The sequence below is a fragment of the Oceanicaulis sp. HTCC2633 genome (assembly GCF_000152745.1).
GTDB lineage: Bacteria > Pseudomonadota > Alphaproteobacteria > Caulobacterales > Maricaulaceae > Oceanicaulis.
The window spans coordinates 2,159,244-2,174,491 of record NZ_CH672428.1; the positions used below are offsets into that span (position 1 = coordinate 2,159,244).

General features: G+C 64.1%; 16 protein-coding genes. 8 read left to right on the plus strand and 8 right to left on the minus strand.

Annotated features, from left to right (window positions below; genetic code table 11):
• Positions 1-200: 200 nt before the first annotated feature.
• Entirely contained in the window at positions 201-809 is a 609-nt protein-coding gene (locus tag OA2633_RS10280; protein WP_009802481.1) for a BON domain-containing protein, read from the minus strand.
• Positions 810-902: 93 nt separating this feature from the next.
• Complete coding sequence (locus OA2633_RS10285; RefSeq protein WP_009802482.1) at positions 903-1,289, minus strand: YraN family protein; 387 nt, start codon at positions 1,287-1,289, stop codon at positions 903-905.
• Between the two features lie 111 nt (positions 1,290-1,400).
• Between OA2633_RS10285 and OA2633_RS10290 the strand changes: the two genes are divergently transcribed.
• Positions 1,401-2,855, plus strand: a complete 1,455-nt coding sequence (locus OA2633_RS10290) for a penicillin-binding protein activator (RefSeq protein ID WP_009802483.1) — start codon at positions 1,401-1,403, stop codon at positions 2,853-2,855.
• Here OA2633_RS10290 and hemW read toward each other — a convergent pair.
• Positions 2,852-4,012 (minus strand): radical SAM family heme chaperone HemW, encoded by a 1,161-nt coding sequence (hemW, locus tag OA2633_RS10295; RefSeq protein ID WP_009802484.1) that lies wholly within the window; start codon positions 4,010-4,012, stop codon positions 2,852-2,854. The genes OA2633_RS10290 and hemW overlap by 4 nt on opposite strands.
• Complete coding sequence (rdgB, locus tag OA2633_RS10300) at positions 4,009-4,614, minus strand: RdgB/HAM1 family non-canonical purine NTP pyrophosphatase (RefSeq protein WP_009802485.1); 606 nt, start codon at positions 4,612-4,614, stop codon at positions 4,009-4,011. The genes hemW and rdgB overlap by 4 nt, the downstream gene beginning before the upstream one ends.
• Positions 4,615-5,051: 437 nt before the next feature.
• On the opposite strand from rdgB, the gene OA2633_RS10305 reads away from it, so the two are divergent.
• Positions 5,052-5,603 carry a DUF2975 domain-containing protein gene (locus OA2633_RS10305; RefSeq protein WP_009802487.1) on the plus strand — a complete coding sequence of 184 codons (552 nt, stop codon included), beginning with the start codon at positions 5,052-5,054 and terminating at the stop codon, positions 5,601-5,603.
• An 18-nt stretch (positions 5,604-5,621) separates the two neighbouring features.
• The gene (locus tag OA2633_RS10310; RefSeq protein WP_009802488.1) at positions 5,622-5,852 is read left to right on the plus strand and encodes a helix-turn-helix transcriptional regulator; all 231 of its coding nucleotides are present in this window, start codon (positions 5,622-5,624) and stop codon (positions 5,850-5,852) included.
• Positions 5,853-5,873: 21 nt separating this feature from the next.
• Here the strand turns inward: OA2633_RS10310 and rph are convergent, their stop codons facing one another.
• Positions 5,874-6,590 carry a ribonuclease PH gene (gene rph / locus OA2633_RS10315; RefSeq protein WP_009802489.1) on the minus strand — a complete coding sequence of 239 codons (717 nt, stop codon included), beginning with the start codon at positions 6,588-6,590 and terminating at the stop codon, positions 5,874-5,876.
• A gap of 122 nt (positions 6,591-6,712) precedes the next feature.
• On the opposite strand from rph, the gene hrcA reads away from it, so the two are divergent.
• Positions 6,713-7,780 (plus strand): heat-inducible transcriptional repressor HrcA, encoded by a 1,068-nt coding sequence (gene hrcA / locus OA2633_RS10320; RefSeq protein WP_040612622.1) that lies wholly within the window; start codon positions 6,713-6,715, stop codon positions 7,778-7,780.
• Positions 7,781-7,842: 62 nt separating this feature from the next.
• Entirely contained in the window at positions 7,843-8,460 is a 618-nt protein-coding gene (grpE, locus tag OA2633_RS10325) for a nucleotide exchange factor GrpE (protein WP_009802491.1), read from the plus strand.
• A gap of 8 nt (positions 8,461-8,468) precedes the next feature.
• Here grpE and OA2633_RS10330 read toward each other — a convergent pair whose 3' ends face one another.
• The 3 genes from OA2633_RS10330 to OA2633_RS10340 form a co-directional block, all read right to left on the minus strand.
• Positions 8,469-9,830, minus strand: a complete 1,362-nt coding sequence (locus OA2633_RS10330; RefSeq protein WP_009802492.1) for a serine hydrolase domain-containing protein — start codon at positions 9,828-9,830, stop codon at positions 8,469-8,471.
• Positions 9,831-10,022: 192 nt separating this feature from the next.
• On the minus strand, positions 10,023-10,391 hold the full coding sequence (locus OA2633_RS10335) for a YMGG-like glycine zipper-containing protein (RefSeq protein ID WP_009802493.1): 369 nt from the start codon (positions 10,389-10,391) through the stop codon (positions 10,023-10,025).
• Positions 10,392-10,502: 111 nt separating this feature from the next.
• Complete coding sequence (locus OA2633_RS10340) at positions 10,503-11,168, minus strand: alpha-ketoglutarate-dependent dioxygenase AlkB (protein WP_009802494.1); 666 nt, start codon at positions 11,166-11,168, stop codon at positions 10,503-10,505.
• A 48-nt stretch (positions 11,169-11,216) separates the two neighbouring features.
• Between OA2633_RS10340 and OA2633_RS10345 the strand changes: the two genes are divergently transcribed.
• From OA2633_RS10345 to dnaK, 3 genes are all read left to right on the plus strand, one after another.
• Positions 11,217-12,713 (plus strand): FMN-binding glutamate synthase family protein, encoded by a 1,497-nt coding sequence (locus OA2633_RS10345; protein WP_009802495.1) that lies wholly within the window; start codon positions 11,217-11,219, stop codon positions 12,711-12,713.
• An 8-nt stretch (positions 12,714-12,721) separates the two neighbouring features.
• Positions 12,722-13,072 carry a hypothetical protein gene (locus tag OA2633_RS10350; RefSeq protein WP_009802496.1) on the plus strand — a complete coding sequence of 117 codons (351 nt, stop codon included), beginning with the start codon at positions 12,722-12,724 and terminating at the stop codon, positions 13,070-13,072.
• Positions 13,073-13,304: 232 nt separating this feature from the next.
• Positions 13,305-15,221 (plus strand): molecular chaperone DnaK, encoded by a 1,917-nt coding sequence (gene dnaK / locus OA2633_RS10355; RefSeq protein WP_009802498.1) that lies wholly within the window; start codon positions 13,305-13,307, stop codon positions 15,219-15,221.
• Positions 15,222-15,248 lie beyond the last annotated feature (27 nt).

Genomic DNA, 15,248 nt, shown 5'->3' on the forward strand with positions numbered 1-15,248 from the left:
GGCGCCCTCATTCAATGAACACGGTCAGCCGAAAAACACGGTTAACGCGAGTTATCCACAAAGCCGGGAACAGAGCCGTTCAAAACAAGAACATTAATAGAATATATGAAGCCAAACAGTCAACCCACAGGGGAAAAATGGACAAGCGCGCCCCAGGCGGGCGCTATCAATCGTTTGAATCTTAACACTTCCGCCGCGAACTATTCGGCCGCGTCCGGCGTCAGATCGCAGACCCGGGCCTGTTGCGCCCCGCGAGCGGGCAGGTCGACGGCTTCATCCGGGGAACGGGTCAGCACCACGACGCGCTCCACGCCGTCCACGAGTGCGGCATGGGCGGCGGCGCGTTCGCTTTCGGCGCTGTCGCGCGCAAAGCCCAGCAGATAGACCACCCCGGAATGGGTCTCGATGTTGAAATTGAGACTGCGTATGGCGCTGTCAGCGGCAAGTCGCGAACGCACCTGCTGGGTGATCCAGCCATCACGCGTCGCATTGGCGAGGCCGCGCCGTCCGCCGACCTCGATCTCGTTGGACACGGATCTTACGCTCTGAACCGACCAGGCGAGGCATTCGGCATAGACCCGGTCCTCGGCGCGCGGCGCGTGGCCGGTCAGAAGCGCCACGCCTTCGGTGATCTCCACATCCACCCCGTTCAGGGCATAGCCTTCCGCGCGCAGCATGGAGGATTTGAGGGAGACGGACGCATTGAAGTCGTCGATCTGTCGCCCGACCGAGCGACCGGGCTGAAAGGCGGCGCAACTCGTCAGGGCGAGACTGAGGGTCGTCAGAAGGACAATGCGGACCAGAGGCATGACAGGCGCCTTTCTTCGGGCTGAGGACCGGACCCCTGACTAGCTGACGGGCGTGAGAAAACGGTTAACCGGGCGTTACCGCCGACAGCGGCGCTAGATCAGGCGATCAAGGTCTCGATGCTCCAGCGAGAAGGCGCCCTGAATATGACGCGGCCAGCCCTGAGCGGGCCAGAGCATGACATCAAATCGGGGCTGAAGATGATCGATGCCGGCGTGCCGGCTGCGCCACAGGCTGGCGGCGCGGATCAGGCGCATCTGTTGTCTGGGGGTTATGGCCAGACGAGCGGCGTCCACGGTGGGGCGGTGCTTGACCTCGATGAAAGCGAGAACGCCGCCGCGCCGGGCGACGAGATCAAGCTCTCCGACCCCGGTGCGAGCGCGTTCGTCGAGAATTCGCCAGCCCTTCAGACGCAGCCAGAGCGCGCTGATGGCTTCGGTTCGGCGCCCCCGGCGTTCAGCCTGTTCCCGGACCTGCGTCACAGTCCGGCCTCACGCTGTCCGCATGCTTGCCCCCTGCGCGGTCGACGGTTAGCTTCTGCACCGACAGGGGCGGGCCGCGTTAGCGTTCGCCGGGGGGATAAGGTGGCCGTCATGGTTGAAAACAATACATCCAAAACGGGTGCGTCGCGAGTCCTTGCAGGGCTGGTTGTTCTGGGCGGCGCGCTGGTGCTGGGCGCCTGTACGGCGTCAACGCCCTCCACTCCGATCCAGACGGCTCCGGACCGCCCTGTGGTCGGCGCCCCGCCGCCGCCCGCCACCTTGCCTGTCGAGCTTGCCGATCGCGGATACACGCCGGCCTTTCTCGAGGGAGAGCCCGACATTGTGCGCGTGGCGCTGCTTCTGCCGTTCAGCGCGTCCTCGACCGCCGCCCGCAATGAAGCCACGCAATTGCTGCGCGCCGCAGAGCTTGCCGTGTTTGAGCGCGCGGACTCCAATCTGGTCCTGCTGCCCAAGGATACCGGCGGCTCGCCGGACACCGCCCGCCGCGCCGCCCAGTCCGCGATTTCCGATGGCGCCGACCTGATCATCGGCCCGCTGTTCCAGCAGGCCGTCGCAGCGGCGGGCGAAGTCGCCCGGGAAGCGGACGTGCCCCTGCTCAGCCTGTCCTCGTCCAGCGCGGTCGCCGGCGACGGCGTCTATCAGCTCAGCTTTCCGCCGGATGAGGAAGTGCGGCGCGTCACCGAATATGTGGGCGCTCTGGGCGCGACCCGGTTCGCCTTCATCGGGCCGGCCTCCGCCTATGGCCAGGTCACCCAGTCGGCTTATGCGCAAACGATCTTGGACCTTCTGGGCGAGTATCCGATGCCCGAAACCGTCATGATCGAGGAGCCGGTCTCCGACGAGGAAGACGCGGAAACGCGGCTTGTCGAGCGCACCTTCGATACGGGCCTGGTTTCGAGCCAGTTCTATGATGGCGGCGTGTCTGCGATGACCGAAGCCGCCGCGCGTCTGGCCTCTTATGGCGTTGAAGAACTGGATCCGGCCGAAGCGGCGACCATGAGCGGTGCGAACTGGACGCCCTCGCCCGCCTCTCCTTTCCAGGTGGTGTTGCTGCCGGAAGGCGGCGATCAGCTGCGCATGCTGGCCCCGGTCCTGCTCTATCAGGACATTGATCCGTTGCTGGTGAAGTTCATCGGCACCGGCCAGTGGCTCGACAACTCGCTGGCGCGTGAACCGGCCTTGTCCAATGGCTGGTTCGCCGGCCCGGATCCCGAAGCCCGCACCCGGTTCGAGACCGTCTATGCCCAGTATTATGGCGCAGAGCCGTCCCGGATCGCCGGCCTTGGCTATGATGCAGCCTCGCTGGCCGCGCTGCTGGCCGATAACGGTTACGGCCCGGATCAGCTGGGCGCGCCGGATGGCTTCATGGGCGTGGACGGGCTGTTCCGGTTCCGCGCCGATGGGACGATCGAGCGGGGGCTCGCCGTCTACACGGTGCGAGGCGGCGGTTTCCGCGTGCTGGACCCGGCGCCGCAGCGCTTTGGTCCGCCCGTTCCGACCGACGAGACCGATGCCGACAAGCCGGTGAACGAGCCTGCGTTCTAGTCCCCGAAATCAGGGATCAGCGTTTCGGCCACATGGTCGGCGAAGGCGCGGCCGCGTTCGGTCAGCACGAGTGCTGAGTCGCCTGCCTTGATCAGCCCCTGGGCGGTCATGCGCGCAAGCCCCTGGGCGTCTGGCGACAGCCCGGTCAGGGCGTGCAGCCGGGCGACGTCCAGTCCGCTGCCTGTCAGCCGGATTCCCATCAGCAGGCGCTCGATGAATTCCGCTTCGGCGTCCAGCGTTTCGCGCTCATGGCCGTCACCAGACAGAACGCCTTCCATATAGTGTTCAGGGCGGCGATGGGCCGCCGCGCCGCCGCGTCCGCCTGACGCGTGCGCCCCCACGCGCGAGTGCGCGCCAGGACCAATGCCGATCCAGTCCTCGCCTTCCCAGTAGAGCCGGTTATGCACCGATTGGTCGGCGGCGCTGCGGGCGTGGTTGGAAATCTCATAGGAGGGCAGGCCCGCGCTGGCGCAGACGTCCTGGGTCAGGGCGTACATGTCCGCCGCCGCATCGTCAGGAGGCGGCGTGAGCGCGCCGCGCTTGAGCTTGCGCGCGAACGCCGTGCCCGGCTCGATGGTGAGCTGATACAGCGACATGTGCCCGGTTCCGAAGCCCAGCGCGGTTTCAAGTTCAGCACGCCAGCCTTCCGGGGTCTGGTTCTCGCGCGCATAGATGAGATCAAGGGAGACGTGCTTGAACAGGGATTGTGCGCACTCAAGCGCCTGAAGACCGGTGCGGGCGTCATGATCCCGGCCGAGCGCCTTGAGACTGTCATCATCAAGGGCCTGCACGCCCAGCGACAGGCGCTCCACACCGGCCGTCGCAATCCCTTCAAAGCGCTCATGCTCCATGGGATTGGCCTCGAGCCCGATCTCGGCGCCCGGGGCGAGGCCGAACAGGGCGTCAGCCTGCTCCAGAATGGCCGCAATGGCGGAGGGCTCCATCAGCGACGGGGTGCCGCCGCCAAAATGGACGCTATGGACCGGCCGCGCGCCCAGACGCGCGCGCCAGTGCGCCAGATCCCTCAGCATGGCGTCCAATAGCGCCTCAGGCTGCGCATGGGCGGCCTTGTAGACGTTGAAGTCGCAATACGGGCAGATGCGCGCGCAATAGGGCCAATGGACATAAAGGCCGAGACGGGCGGGGGCGGACATCATGCGCCGAAGATATCCTCGACCAGCAGTCTGAAGGCATGGGCGCGATGGCTCATGGCGTGTTTGATCGCCGGATCCATCTCCGCAAAGGTCAGCTCATGGCCGTCGGGAATGAAGATCGGGTCATAGCCGAAGCCCTTCTCGCCGCGCGGCGGGAAGCTGAGCTGGCCGCGCACCTCGCCTTCATAGACGCGGGTCTCGCCATTGGGATGGGCGAGCGCCAGAGCGCAGACGAAGCGGGCGCTGTAATCGGTGGCGTTCCTCGCTTCGAGTTCGCGGCGCACTTTCTCCATGGCGGCGTGGAAATCGCGCGGCTCTCCGGCCCAGCGCGCGGAATAGATGCCCGGCGCGCCGTCGAGCGCGGTGACTTCCAGCCCGGAATCGTCGGCCAGAGAGACCAGTCCGCAGGCCTCGGCGCCCGCGCGCGCCTTCAAAAGCGCATTGCCGGTGAAAGTTTTTTCAGTCTCCTCAGGCTCTGGAAGACCCAGGGATTCCGCCCCTTCGGCAGCCAGCCCATAGGGGGCGATCAGCTCGGCTATCTCTTTGATTTTGCCTTTGTTATGGCTCGCAATCGCCCATTTGGGGGCTGCTGAAAAGAGGGTCATTTCGGGCTGTCCTGTCATTGGCGCATATCGCCTTTCGAAAAATTCATATCGATTTTCGATATTTTTTTGTTGCGAAGCGATAGGGCGTGGTCTACATAGATACTCGTGGCGAGGGGGAAACACCCCGGCCGCACCGAAGACCCCCGGCGCTCAAGGATCGGAACGGCTTCGGAAACTGGTTGGTCAAACAAGAGACTTAGGAGAGTATGAGATGGTCAGGTCCAAAAACAATGCCGGTCACAGCGCTATCGCGATGGTGATCAATCTGGCTCTGGTCGCAGGTGTTTTCGCCGGCATGGCCGCAGCGATCACCTCGATGGTCGGCTAATGAAGGTCCGGATCGTAGGCCGGGTGAGACGAGACGCGCCGTTCCTCCCCTTGCGGAAGACGTCTCGCCGCCCGGCTGAAGGTCCGAATAGCAACGCCCTGGGGGACGCATGAAGACGCTTGGTCAGGGATCGCTGGCCTCACTGCTGAAGATCCTCCTCGACATCGTCTATTATCTGCTTTGGGCGGTATTGGGACTGGCCAGTCTCATTATCGTCGTCATTGTGTTTGGCGGTCTGTACCGCCTTCTGGGCTTTGGCTCGGATCTGCCCGCCAGCATCCGCCAGTTCCTGGCGATGGATGTGGTTCTGGCGCTTCCCCTTGCGATCATGGCGCTGGCCGCGGTGACCTTCGTGGTCGACCGTCTGCGCCGCATCATGGCGACCCTGATCGCCGGCGATCCGTTTGTGGAAGAGAATTCCAATCATTTGCGCTCGATCGCCATCGGCATCGCCGTCTATCAGCTCCTGCATTACGGCGCGCATGGCGTGCTGTCCCTGATGATCACCCTGCTGGGGCGTCCCATCGAGGGCGGAGCGCGCGTCGTTCCCGAATTCAGCCTGAATCTGGGCGCCTGGTTTGCTGTGCTCGCCATGCTTGTCTTGGCGGAAATTTTCCGCGAAGGCACTCGCATGCGTGAAGAACAGAAACTCACGATTTAAGGGAGCGCGGATCAGTTCATGCCCATTCGCGTCACCCTGGACCGCATGCTGCTCGACCGCCGGATGTCGCTGACCGAGCTGTGCGACCGCGTCGGCATCACCATGGCCAATCTGTCGATTCTGAAAACCGGAAAAGCCAAGGCCGTCCGGTTCTCGACGCTCGAGGCGCTGTGCCGGGAGCTCGATTGCCAGCCGGCCGACCTTCTGGTGTTCGAAGAAGGCGATGAGGACGAGGCGGACGACGACTAGGCCGCCCGCCTGACCCCCGAATTACTGACCGAGCGCCTTGAGCTGGGCCGCGCACAGATCAGAGACGCCCTTGCGGGCGAGCGCGAAGATCTGGTCGAACTGCTCCTGGGTCATCGGCGCGTCTTCCGCCGTGGCCTGAACCTCGATCACCCCGCCGGTGGAGGTGAGCACGAAATTGGCGTCGGTCTCGGCGACACGATCCTCTTCATACTCAAGATCGAGGACGCAGTCGCCATTGACGACGCCCGCGGAGACCGCGGCGATCTGGGCGATGACCGGATCGGCCTTGAGAACGTCTTCTTCCATCAGATACGCAACGGCCGCTTTCAGCGCGAGCCAGGCGCCGGTGATCGCCGCCGTGCGGGTGCCGCCATCGGCCTGCAGCACATCGCAATCGACCACGATCTGGCGCTCGCCGAGCGCCTTGAGATCGACGGCGGCGCGCAGCGAGCGACCGATCAGGCGCTGGATTTCCTGGGTGCGGCCGGACGGCTTGCCCGATTGCACTTCACGGCGGGTGCGCTGATGGGTGGCGCGGGGCAGCATGGAATACTCGCCGGTCACCCAGCCCTTGCCCTGACCGCGCAGCCAGGGCGGCACATTGTCCTCGACGCTGGCCGTGCACAGCACCTTGGTGTTGCCAAAGCTGATCAGGCACGAGCCCTCGGCATAGGGGGACCAGCCCATTTCAAAGCTAAGCGGACGCAGGGCGTCAGGTTGGCGGCCTTCAGGGCGCATGGTGTTCTCCAGGTTCTGATTTGGCTCTTGTGTTAACCGAGCCCGGCATGACGCGCAAAGCGCTTTGCACCCGATCTTGGCGATTGCGCTCCTGAAGGGGCGACACTAACTCTTGAGGCGCCATGACCCATTCGACGTCTTCACCCTCAAGCCTGATGGCGCTCGATGAACGCTCCCGCTCGATCTTTCGCGATCTGGTGGAGACCTATCTCGACACCGGAGAGCCGGTGGGATCTCGCACGCTGTCGAAAACCTCGGGCCTCAACCTGTCGCCCGCCTCGATCCGCAATACGCTGGCCGACCTGACGGCGGCGGGCCTTCTGGCCTCGCCCCATGTTTCGGCCGGGCGCATGCCCACCCATGCCGGTTTGCGCCTGTTTGTGGACGGGCTGCTGCAGCTCGGCGATCTTGAAGCCGATGACCGTCACGCCATCGACAGCCGCGTATCCGCTGTGGGCAAGCGTCCCGAGGATGTGTTGACCGAAGCCTCCAATCTCCTGTCCGGCCTCGCAGGCGGGGCGGGGCTGGTCGCCAGCCCGGCCCATGATGCACCGCTGCGCCATGTGGAATTCGTCAATCTGTCGCCCACCGAAGTACTGGCGGTGCTGGTCACCGAGGACGGCAATGTCGAGAATCGCCTGATGCGTCCGCCGCCCGGCCTGCCGCCGGCGGCCCTGATCGAGGCGGGCAATTACCTGTCTGCGCGATTGCGCGGACGGACCCTGTCAGAAGCGCTGAGCGCGATCCGCGAGGAAATCTCCGCCAAGCAGGCCCAGCTTGACAGCGCCGCCTCGGCTCTGGTGGAGGCCGGACTTGCAGACTGGGCGGGGCCCGAACAGCGCACCCTGATCGTGCGCGGCCAGTCACGGCTTCTCGAAAGCGTGGAGGCGGCGGAGGATCTCGAGCGCATCCGCATGCTCTTTGACGATATCGAGCGACAGGAAGGGCTGTTGTCCCTGCTGGACGAGGCGCGGCAGGCCCAGGGCGTTCGCCTGTTCATCGGTTCGGAAAACCCCTTGTTTTCGCTCTCGGGCTCGTCGGTGATCGTCGCGCCCTATCGCAATCGGGACAACCAGATCATCGGCGCGATCGGGGTAATCGGCCCCACGCGTTTGAACTATGCCCGCATCATCCCCATTGTGGATTACACCGCACAACTGGTTGGCCGTCTTCTGGCCAGCCCCCGCTAACACCCGTCCGGGTGACTCTCCCGGGTTGACGGATAACCCTCTAGCCTTGAATGACCGCACGCATGAGCAACGAAAACCAGACCCCCGAAACCGAAGACGCTGACCTCAACGCCGAGGAGGCCCAGGCCGCCGAGGTTGAACAAGACGCGCCCGCGAGCGACGAGGCGGACCCGGCTGCAGAAGCCGCCAAGCTGCGAGATCAGCTGCTGCGCGCGCTGGCGGAGATGGAAAACACCAAGAAGCGCGCCGAGCGCGAGGTGAAGGACACGCGCGCCTACGCCGTCAGCGGCTTCGCCCGCGACATGCTGGACGTGGCCGACAATCTGTCACGCGCCCTGTCCTCGATCAGCGATGAGGCCAAGGCCCAGGCCGGCGAGGCGCTCCAGACGCTGCTGGAGGGCGTGGAGATGACCGAGCGTCGTCTGCATTCCACGCTGGAGCGTCATGGCGTGAAGAAGGTCGAGCCCGCCCCCGGCGATCCGCTTGATCCGAACCTGCACCAGGCCGCCGCACAGATCCCGGCGGATCAGCCCAAGGGCGCGATCGCGCATGTGATGCAGCCGGGCTACAAGATCGGCGATCGCACCCTGCGCGCCGCCATGGTCGTGGTCAGCGCCGGCCCTGCCGCCCCGCCCGAAAGCGGCGGTGAAACCGGCGGCGGCGTGGACGTCAGCGCCTAGGCAGAGCCTTAATCCGGCGCGTGTTCGGCGACGCGGCCCTGGAAATACGGATTTCCGGGCTGCAGGCTGAGCGCGCGCTGCATGCTCACAAGCGCGGCGGCGTCTTCGCCAAGCGCCAGTTGCGCATCGGCCAGCGAATCCCAGACATTCGCCGAGTCCGGATAAGTGCTGGCATTCAGGGCGAAGAGCGTCCGCGCCTCGTCCGGAGCTGCTTCCAGTCGGTCATAACCCATCGCGTTGATGACGGCTTCGGCCCCGTCAAAGCCATAGCGGGTATCGGGATCATGCCACTCCTGCTCGAACAGGCTGACCAGGACCTGCGCCGAGCGGTCCTCTGAGTCATAGAGCAGGCTGGCGATATGGGGGCGCGGCGCCTGCCCTGTCAGAAGCGCGCGCATTACCATGTCGGCCACATGAATGGTCAGTTCGCGATTGCCGACCTGATCCGTGCAGGCCATCACGCCAAGGCCTGCATCGGGGGCGTAGCGCAGATTGGCCCGAGCGCCGCCGCCGCGATGCCCGACGGTCCGCTCGCCGGCGACATCCTGAAGAATAACGCCGAGCCCGTATCCGTCCTGGACGTAGCGCGGATCCGACAGCAGATCGGCCAGAAAGGCGCGCTCTGCGATATCGCCAGCGTTCAGGGCCTGAAAGATGCGCGCCATATCGGACGCGGTCGTCAGATAACCGCCCGCCGAGCTGATCATGGGGACCGATTTGGCGCCGCTCGCCAGCGCCTCCTGAACGGTGTGCGTGGCCCCGGCCGGACCGGTCAGATGCTGATCCATCAGCACCGGCCAGGTCAGACCCAGGCGTGCTTCGGCGATCATTTCAGCCACCGCATAACCGCTTTGCTGGTACCGGGAGTGGGCGCCCGGCTCGAAATCGAGCGGCAGGTCCCGGACAATCTCGTAGATTTCGGCATTGCCCGCTTCGGGGTCCTCGACAATGTCGCCGAAAGCCTCCCGGTTGACGATCATGGCGAGACCGCTGGTGTGATTGTACAGCCGCCAGAGCGGGATACCGCGCCAGATGTCGGGGCTCTCCTCAAGCAGCTCGCCCAGAGGCGCATCCAGATCAATCGCGCCATCTTCTACGAGCGAGGCGAGGGTGAAAGCGGACAGGGCCTTGGTGGCGGAAAACAGTCCGCATCGGGAGTCCTCGGTTGCGGGGCCGTCCTCAAAACGCCCGAAGCCTTCAGACAGGATGACATGATCGTCCTCGACCACGCTGACCGCGAGCCCGGAAACGTCATAAGACCGCCGCATGGCCTCGATCTCGGACCTCAAGGCGTTCGCCAGTTCAGGCGGAGGTGACGCAGACGGTGTGGCGACCAGCAGAGCCAGACTGGTCAGAATATTTGAATACATGGCGTCCCCCGGAATGAATGATCGGGGAGGACGCTAGGAGCACAGCCTGTGAGTGCAAGTGAAACTCATTTCATGAGAAGATTGTAATCCAGACGAACTGTGTTTTCCGGCCACGGGGATTGCCCGGCCGGGCCGCATGACAAAAAGGGCGGCTCATCGAGCCGCCCTTTTCTCTCTGGATTTGGCGCAGGCCTAGCGACGCGGCGCGCGGGTGCGCGGCTCGCCATTCTGCCAGAATGTCGCGCCAGTCCGGTAATCAGTATAGTAGTACCGGTTGGAATACTGGTCATAGACCAGTTCAGAATGGTTCGGATTATTGGCGTTATGGCCGCAACCGCCCGGACGCGAGCAGCCATAGGCTGCGCCGGCGGCGGCGCCGACGCCCGCGCCGATCAGCGCGCCGGTCTCGGCGTTGCCCGAGCCCACATTGTTACCGATGACAGCGCCGGCGACGGCGCCAACGCCGGCGCCGATCCCGGCGCCCTGGACGCCCTGGTTGGTGGCGCAGGCGCTCAGAGCCAGCGGCGCAGCGGCGATCATGGTGATCAGAATCTTTTTCATACCCAGTCTCCCTTGATGACGCTTTGGCGCGCCTCACAGCAAAAACGCTTAACACCGAAGTTTGTTTCAGACCGAGGCGGAAAAAAGGCCACAGCGTGAAACTTTGAAAATTTAGTTCCGGACCCGTCTGAGAGTCAGGTTCAATCGTCCCGGACGCCAGTCTTCAGGCAGCAGCGTCGAGCTGCCGGCGAAGATCCGGTCCACGCCATGGTGAAACCGGCGGCTCCGGCCGCCCAGCACGACCACATCGCCTGAATTGAGGCGCACAGAGCGCGTCGGACCCTTGCGATCCGGACCGCCGAGCCGGAAACGCGCGCTGTCGCCCAGGGACACCGAAACGACGGGCGCGTCCTGCGCATCCTCATCGGCATCCACATGAAGACCCATCCGGGCGTCCGGCCCGTACCAGTTCACAAGGCAGGCCTGGGGCGGATCGGGCCAGCCCGACACCTCACGCCACAGCTTGAGAAGCGCCTCGGGCATGTCGGGCCAGGGCGCGCCTGTCACAGGATGGTGTTCCTGATAGCGGTATCCGCCGACCTTGTCGGTCATCCAGCCCAGCGGACCGAGATTGGTCATCTGCACGCTCAGCGGTTTGCCGGTGCGCGGCATGGCGGGCTGATACAATGGCGATCGCGCGACCCGGTCCAGCACCTCGGCGGCGAGACGCGATTGCGCCTGCCGGTCAAAATGACCGCTGAGCAGTCTGAAGCCGTCCGCCGTTTCGATCATGGAGTCATCACACGCTTTCACATAGCCGCCAGCATGGTTCAGCATTATCGTTGAACCCGATAGGCTCACGACCGCAACTATAGGGGATTAGATATGGTTCCGTCCTGGGCGCTTGATGTTCTGGGGGTGATGGCGCAGCTCTTCATCCTGCTGGTGGGGCTCTTTGCCGCCCTGATTGTCCTCATATGGCTGGCTGACCGCACCCAGACCGCCGATGCGGTGCGCCGCAATTATCCGGTCGTCGGGCGGTTCCGGTCGCTCTTCATCAAGCTCGGCGAGTTCTTCCGCGCCTACATGTTCGCCCTGGATCGCGAGGAAATGCCCTTCAACCGCGCCGAGCGTGAAGCCGTGGCGCGCATGTCCAGGGGCACGGGCAACATCATACCCTTCGGGTCGACCAAGCTTCTGACCCCGCCCGGAACAGTGCTGTTCGTCAATTGCGCCTATCCGGTGCTGGAACAGGATGTGGCCGAGACCCAGCCGTGCGAGTTCGGCCCCTATTGCGAAAAGCCGTATCACGCCCGCTCGGTCTTCAATATTTCCGGAATGAGTTATGGCGCTCTCTCAAAACCCGCCGTGCGGGCGCTGTCGCTGGGCGCGGCGAAGGCGGGAATCTGGATGAATACCGGCGAGGGCGGGCTGAGCCCGATGCATCTGGAAGGGGGCGGGGACATCGTCTTCCAGATCGGCACGGCCAAGTACGGCGTGCGCGACAAGGCGGGCCTGATGTCGGATGACAAGCTGCGCGAGATCGCCGCTCACGAGCAGGTGCGCATGTTCGAGGTCAAGCTCGCCCAGGGCGCCAAGCCGGGCAAGGGCGGCCTGTTGCCCGGCGAGAAGGTGACCCGGGAGATCGCGAAAATCCGCGGCATCGAACAGGGGCAGGATTCCATTTCGCCCAACCGCCATCCTGAAATCTTCGACAATGGCTCCTTGCTGGACTTTATCGCCCATGTGCGCAGCGTCACCGGCAAGCCTGCCGGCATCAAGACGGTGATCGGCGCCTATGGCTGGCTGGAGGAGCTGTGCGACGAGATCTGGGAACGCGGCATCGAGAGCGCGCCCGATTTCATCACGATCGATTCCGCGGATGGCGGCACCGGGGCTGCGCCCATGCCGTTGATGGACAATGTGGGCCTGACCGTGCGCGAAGCCTTGCCGCTCGTATGCGACATCCTGATCCGCAAGGGGCTCAAGGACCGCATCCGCCTGATTGTCTCGGGCAAGATGATCACCCCGGCCGGCGTCGCCTGGGCGCTGGCGGTGGGCGCCGATGCGGTCGTGTCCGCGCGCGGCTTCATGTTCTCGATCGGCTGCATCCAGTCGCTCAAATGCGACAAGAACACCTGCCCGACGGGCGTCACCACCCACAAGAAATCGCTCCAGCGCGGGCTCCAGCCCAAAGAAAAGTCGGTGAAGGCCGCGGAATACGCCAAGGCCATGATCAAGGATGTGGAGATGATCGCCCATTCCTGCGGCGTGCCCGAACCGCGCGCCCTCAAGCGCAAGCATGTCCGCATCGTCGAGGCGGACGGCCGCACCCGGCCGCTGGACGAGATCATGCCCTATCCGCAGGTGGAGAGCCGTTAGGTCTCGCCATGCTTCTGGTCCTGCAGGTCGCGCATTCCCTGATCTATGCCCTGGCGGTGCTCTGCATCCTCGGAGCCTGGCGGTTTGCGCTGACCGGCCAGGGGCGTCGCGCCTTGCCGGTCTTCATCGGTTTTCCCGTGCTGATTGGCCTGGGCCTGCTTCTCAATGACGGCGATTGCATTTTCCAGAGCTGGGCTCGCGCCCTGTCGGACGCGCCTGATGACATATGGGTGCGCGACCTGTTGTTTCTGCCTGAAGCCGTGGCGCGCCGTACGCCGATCATCTTCACGCCGCCCTTCATACTCGGCGTTGCGCTCTCACTGCACCGGATATGGCGGCATAACCGCCTGAATGCGTAAGCAGCCCTTGCGTCCCCGCACCCGCCTTCCTAAATCGCCCCATGACACGCATGGCTTTTCACAAAGTCGTGAAAGTGAAGACGATCGAATGGGTCCGAGAGCAGTCGCTTGAAGACCAAATTGTTGAAATTTTGAACGCGAGCCAATAGGGGGGCGGCTCCCGGCGAGAGGGAAGCGCTTCGGGCTTCTCACCACCGCCCCGCCCCGCCGCTAAACAGGAGAGACGCACGCGATGAGCAAAGTTATCGGGATCGACCTTGGGACCACCAACTCCTGCGTCGCCGTCATGGACGGTGACCAGGCGAAAGTGATCGAGAACGCAGAGGGCATGCGGACCACCCCGTCCGTGGTCGCCTTCACGGAAGACGGCGAGCGCCTGATCGGCCAGCCCGCCAAGCGCCAGGCCGTGACCAACCCGGACCACACCTTTTTCGCCATCAAGCGCCTGATCGGCCGGACCATGAGCGATCCGACCGTGAAGAAAGACGTGGACATGGTGCCCTACACCATCACCGAGGGCCCCAATGGCGACGCCTGGGTGCAAGGCCGCGACAAGAAGTACGCGCCGAGCGAGATTTCCGCCTTCATCCTTCAGAAAATGAAGGAAACCGCCGAGAGCTATCTGGGTTCGAAAGTTGAAAAAGCCGTCATCACCGTGCCGGCCTATTTCAATGACGCCCAGCGCCAGGCGACCAAGGATGCGGGCAAGATCGCGGGTCTGGAAGTTCTGCGCATCATCAACGAGCCGACCGCGGCTGCGCTCGCATACGGCCTCGACAAGGGCGATAACCGCACCATCGTCGTCTACGACCTCGGCGGCGGCACCTTCGACGTGTCCGTGCTGGAAATCGGCGATGGCGTCTTTGAAGTGAAAGCCACCAATGGCGATACCTTCCTGGGCGGCGAAGATTTCGACATGCGTATCGTCGAATACCTCGCAGACGAGTTCAAAAAGGAAACCTCGATCGACCTGCGCCAGGACAAGCTGGCCCTGCAGCGTCTGAAAGAGGAAGCGGAGAAGGCCAAGAAAGAGCTGTCTTCCGCCTCGTCCTATGAAGTGAACCTGCCCTTCATCACCGCCGACGCCTCCGGTCCGAAACACCTCAACATGAAGCTCTCCCGCGCCAAGCTGGAAAGCCTGGTGGACGACCTGATCAAGCGCACCATCGAGCCGTGCAAGAACGCGCTCAAGGATGCGGGCATTTCGGCGTCCGAAATCGACGATGTGGTGCTGGTGGGCGGCATGACCCGCATGCCCAAGGTCCAGGAAGCGGTGAAAGGCTTCTTCGGTCGCGACCCGCACAAGGGCGTGAACCCGGATGAAGTGGTCGCCATGGGCGCCGCCATCCAGGCCGGCGTTCTGCAAGGCGATGTGAAGGACGTGCTGCTGCTGGACGTGACCCCGCTGAGCCTCGGCATCGAGACCTTGGGCGGCGTGTTCACCCGTCTCATCGACCGCAACACGACCATCCCGACCAAGAAGTCCCAGACCTTCTCCACCGCGGACGACAATCAGACCGCTGTGACGATCCGGGTCTTCCAGGGCGAGCGCGAAATGGCGGCGGACAACAAGCTGCTGGGTCAGTTCGACCTTGTGGGCATTCCGCCGGCCCCGCGCGGCATGCCGCAGATCGAGGTGACCTTCGATATCGACGCCAACGGCCTTGTGAACGTGTCCGCCAAGGACCAGGCCACCGGCAAGGAACAGGCGATCCGCATCCAGGCCTCTGGCGGTCTGTCCGACAGCGATATCGAGCAAATGGTCAAGGACGCCGAGGCGAACGCCGACGCGGACAAGAAGCGCCGTGAGCTCGTGGATGCGAAGAACAATGCTGAAGCGCTGATCCACCAGACCCAGAAACAGGTCGAGGAGTTCGGCGACAAGGTGTCGGCCGAGGACAAGTCCGCGATCGAGGATGCGATCAAGGAGCTGGAAGGCGTCAAGGAGGGTGAAGACCCTGAAGCGATCCAGCAGAAGACCCAGGCCCTGATGCAGGCGGCCATGAAGCTGGGCGAGGCCATGTATGCCGCCCAGCAGGCCGATGGCGGGGAAGCCGCTGCGAAAGCGGATTCCGAAGCCGAGGAAGGCGTGGTCGACGCCGAGTTCACCGAGGTGAGCGACGACGACGACGACAAGAAAAGCGCCTAACGCTTGACCAGACGAGGCGCGCGGCCC

Excerpts from the sequence above, each read along its gene's own strand:
- OA2633_RS10280 (WP_009802481.1), bottom strand. The coding sequence starts at position 809 with ATGCCTCTGGTCCGCATTGTCCTTCTGACGACCCTCAGTCTCGCCCTG.
- OA2633_RS10290 (WP_009802483.1), top strand. The coding sequence starts at position 1,401 with ATGGTTGAAAACAATACATCCAAAACGGGTGCGTCGCGAGTCCTTGCA.
- hemW (WP_009802484.1), bottom strand. The coding sequence starts at position 4,012 with ATGATGTCCGCCCCCGCCCGTCTCGGCCTTTATGTCCATTGGCCCTAT.
- rdgB (WP_009802485.1), bottom strand. The coding sequence starts at position 4,614 with ATGACCCTCTTTTCAGCAGCCCCCAAATGGGCGATTGCGAGCCATAAC.
- OA2633_RS10305 (WP_009802487.1), top strand. The coding sequence starts at position 5,052 with ATGAAGACGCTTGGTCAGGGATCGCTGGCCTCACTGCTGAAGATCCTC.
- OA2633_RS10310 (WP_009802488.1), top strand. The coding sequence starts at position 5,622 with ATGCCCATTCGCGTCACCCTGGACCGCATGCTGCTCGACCGCCGGATG.
- rph (WP_009802489.1), bottom strand. The coding sequence starts at position 6,590 with ATGCGCCCTGAAGGCCGCCAACCTGACGCCCTGCGTCCGCTTAGCTTT.
- hrcA (WP_040612622.1), top strand. The coding sequence starts at position 6,713 with ATGACCCATTCGACGTCTTCACCCTCAAGCCTGATGGCGCTCGATGAA.
- grpE (WP_009802491.1), top strand. The coding sequence starts at position 7,843 with ATGAGCAACGAAAACCAGACCCCCGAAACCGAAGACGCTGACCTCAAC.
- OA2633_RS10330 (WP_009802492.1), bottom strand. The coding sequence starts at position 9,830 with ATGTATTCAAATATTCTGACCAGTCTGGCTCTGCTGGTCGCCACACCG.
- OA2633_RS10335 (WP_009802493.1), bottom strand. The coding sequence starts at position 10,391 with ATGAAAAAGATTCTGATCACCATGATCGCCGCTGCGCCGCTGGCTCTG.
- OA2633_RS10340 (WP_009802494.1), bottom strand. The coding sequence starts at position 11,168 with ATGCTGAACCATGCTGGCGGCTATGTGAAAGCGTGTGATGACTCCATG.
- OA2633_RS10345 (WP_009802495.1), top strand. The coding sequence starts at position 11,217 with ATGGTTCCGTCCTGGGCGCTTGATGTTCTGGGGGTGATGGCGCAGCTC.
- OA2633_RS10350 (WP_009802496.1), top strand. The coding sequence starts at position 12,722 with ATGCTTCTGGTCCTGCAGGTCGCGCATTCCCTGATCTATGCCCTGGCG.
- dnaK (WP_009802498.1), top strand. The coding sequence starts at position 13,305 with ATGAGCAAAGTTATCGGGATCGACCTTGGGACCACCAACTCCTGCGTC.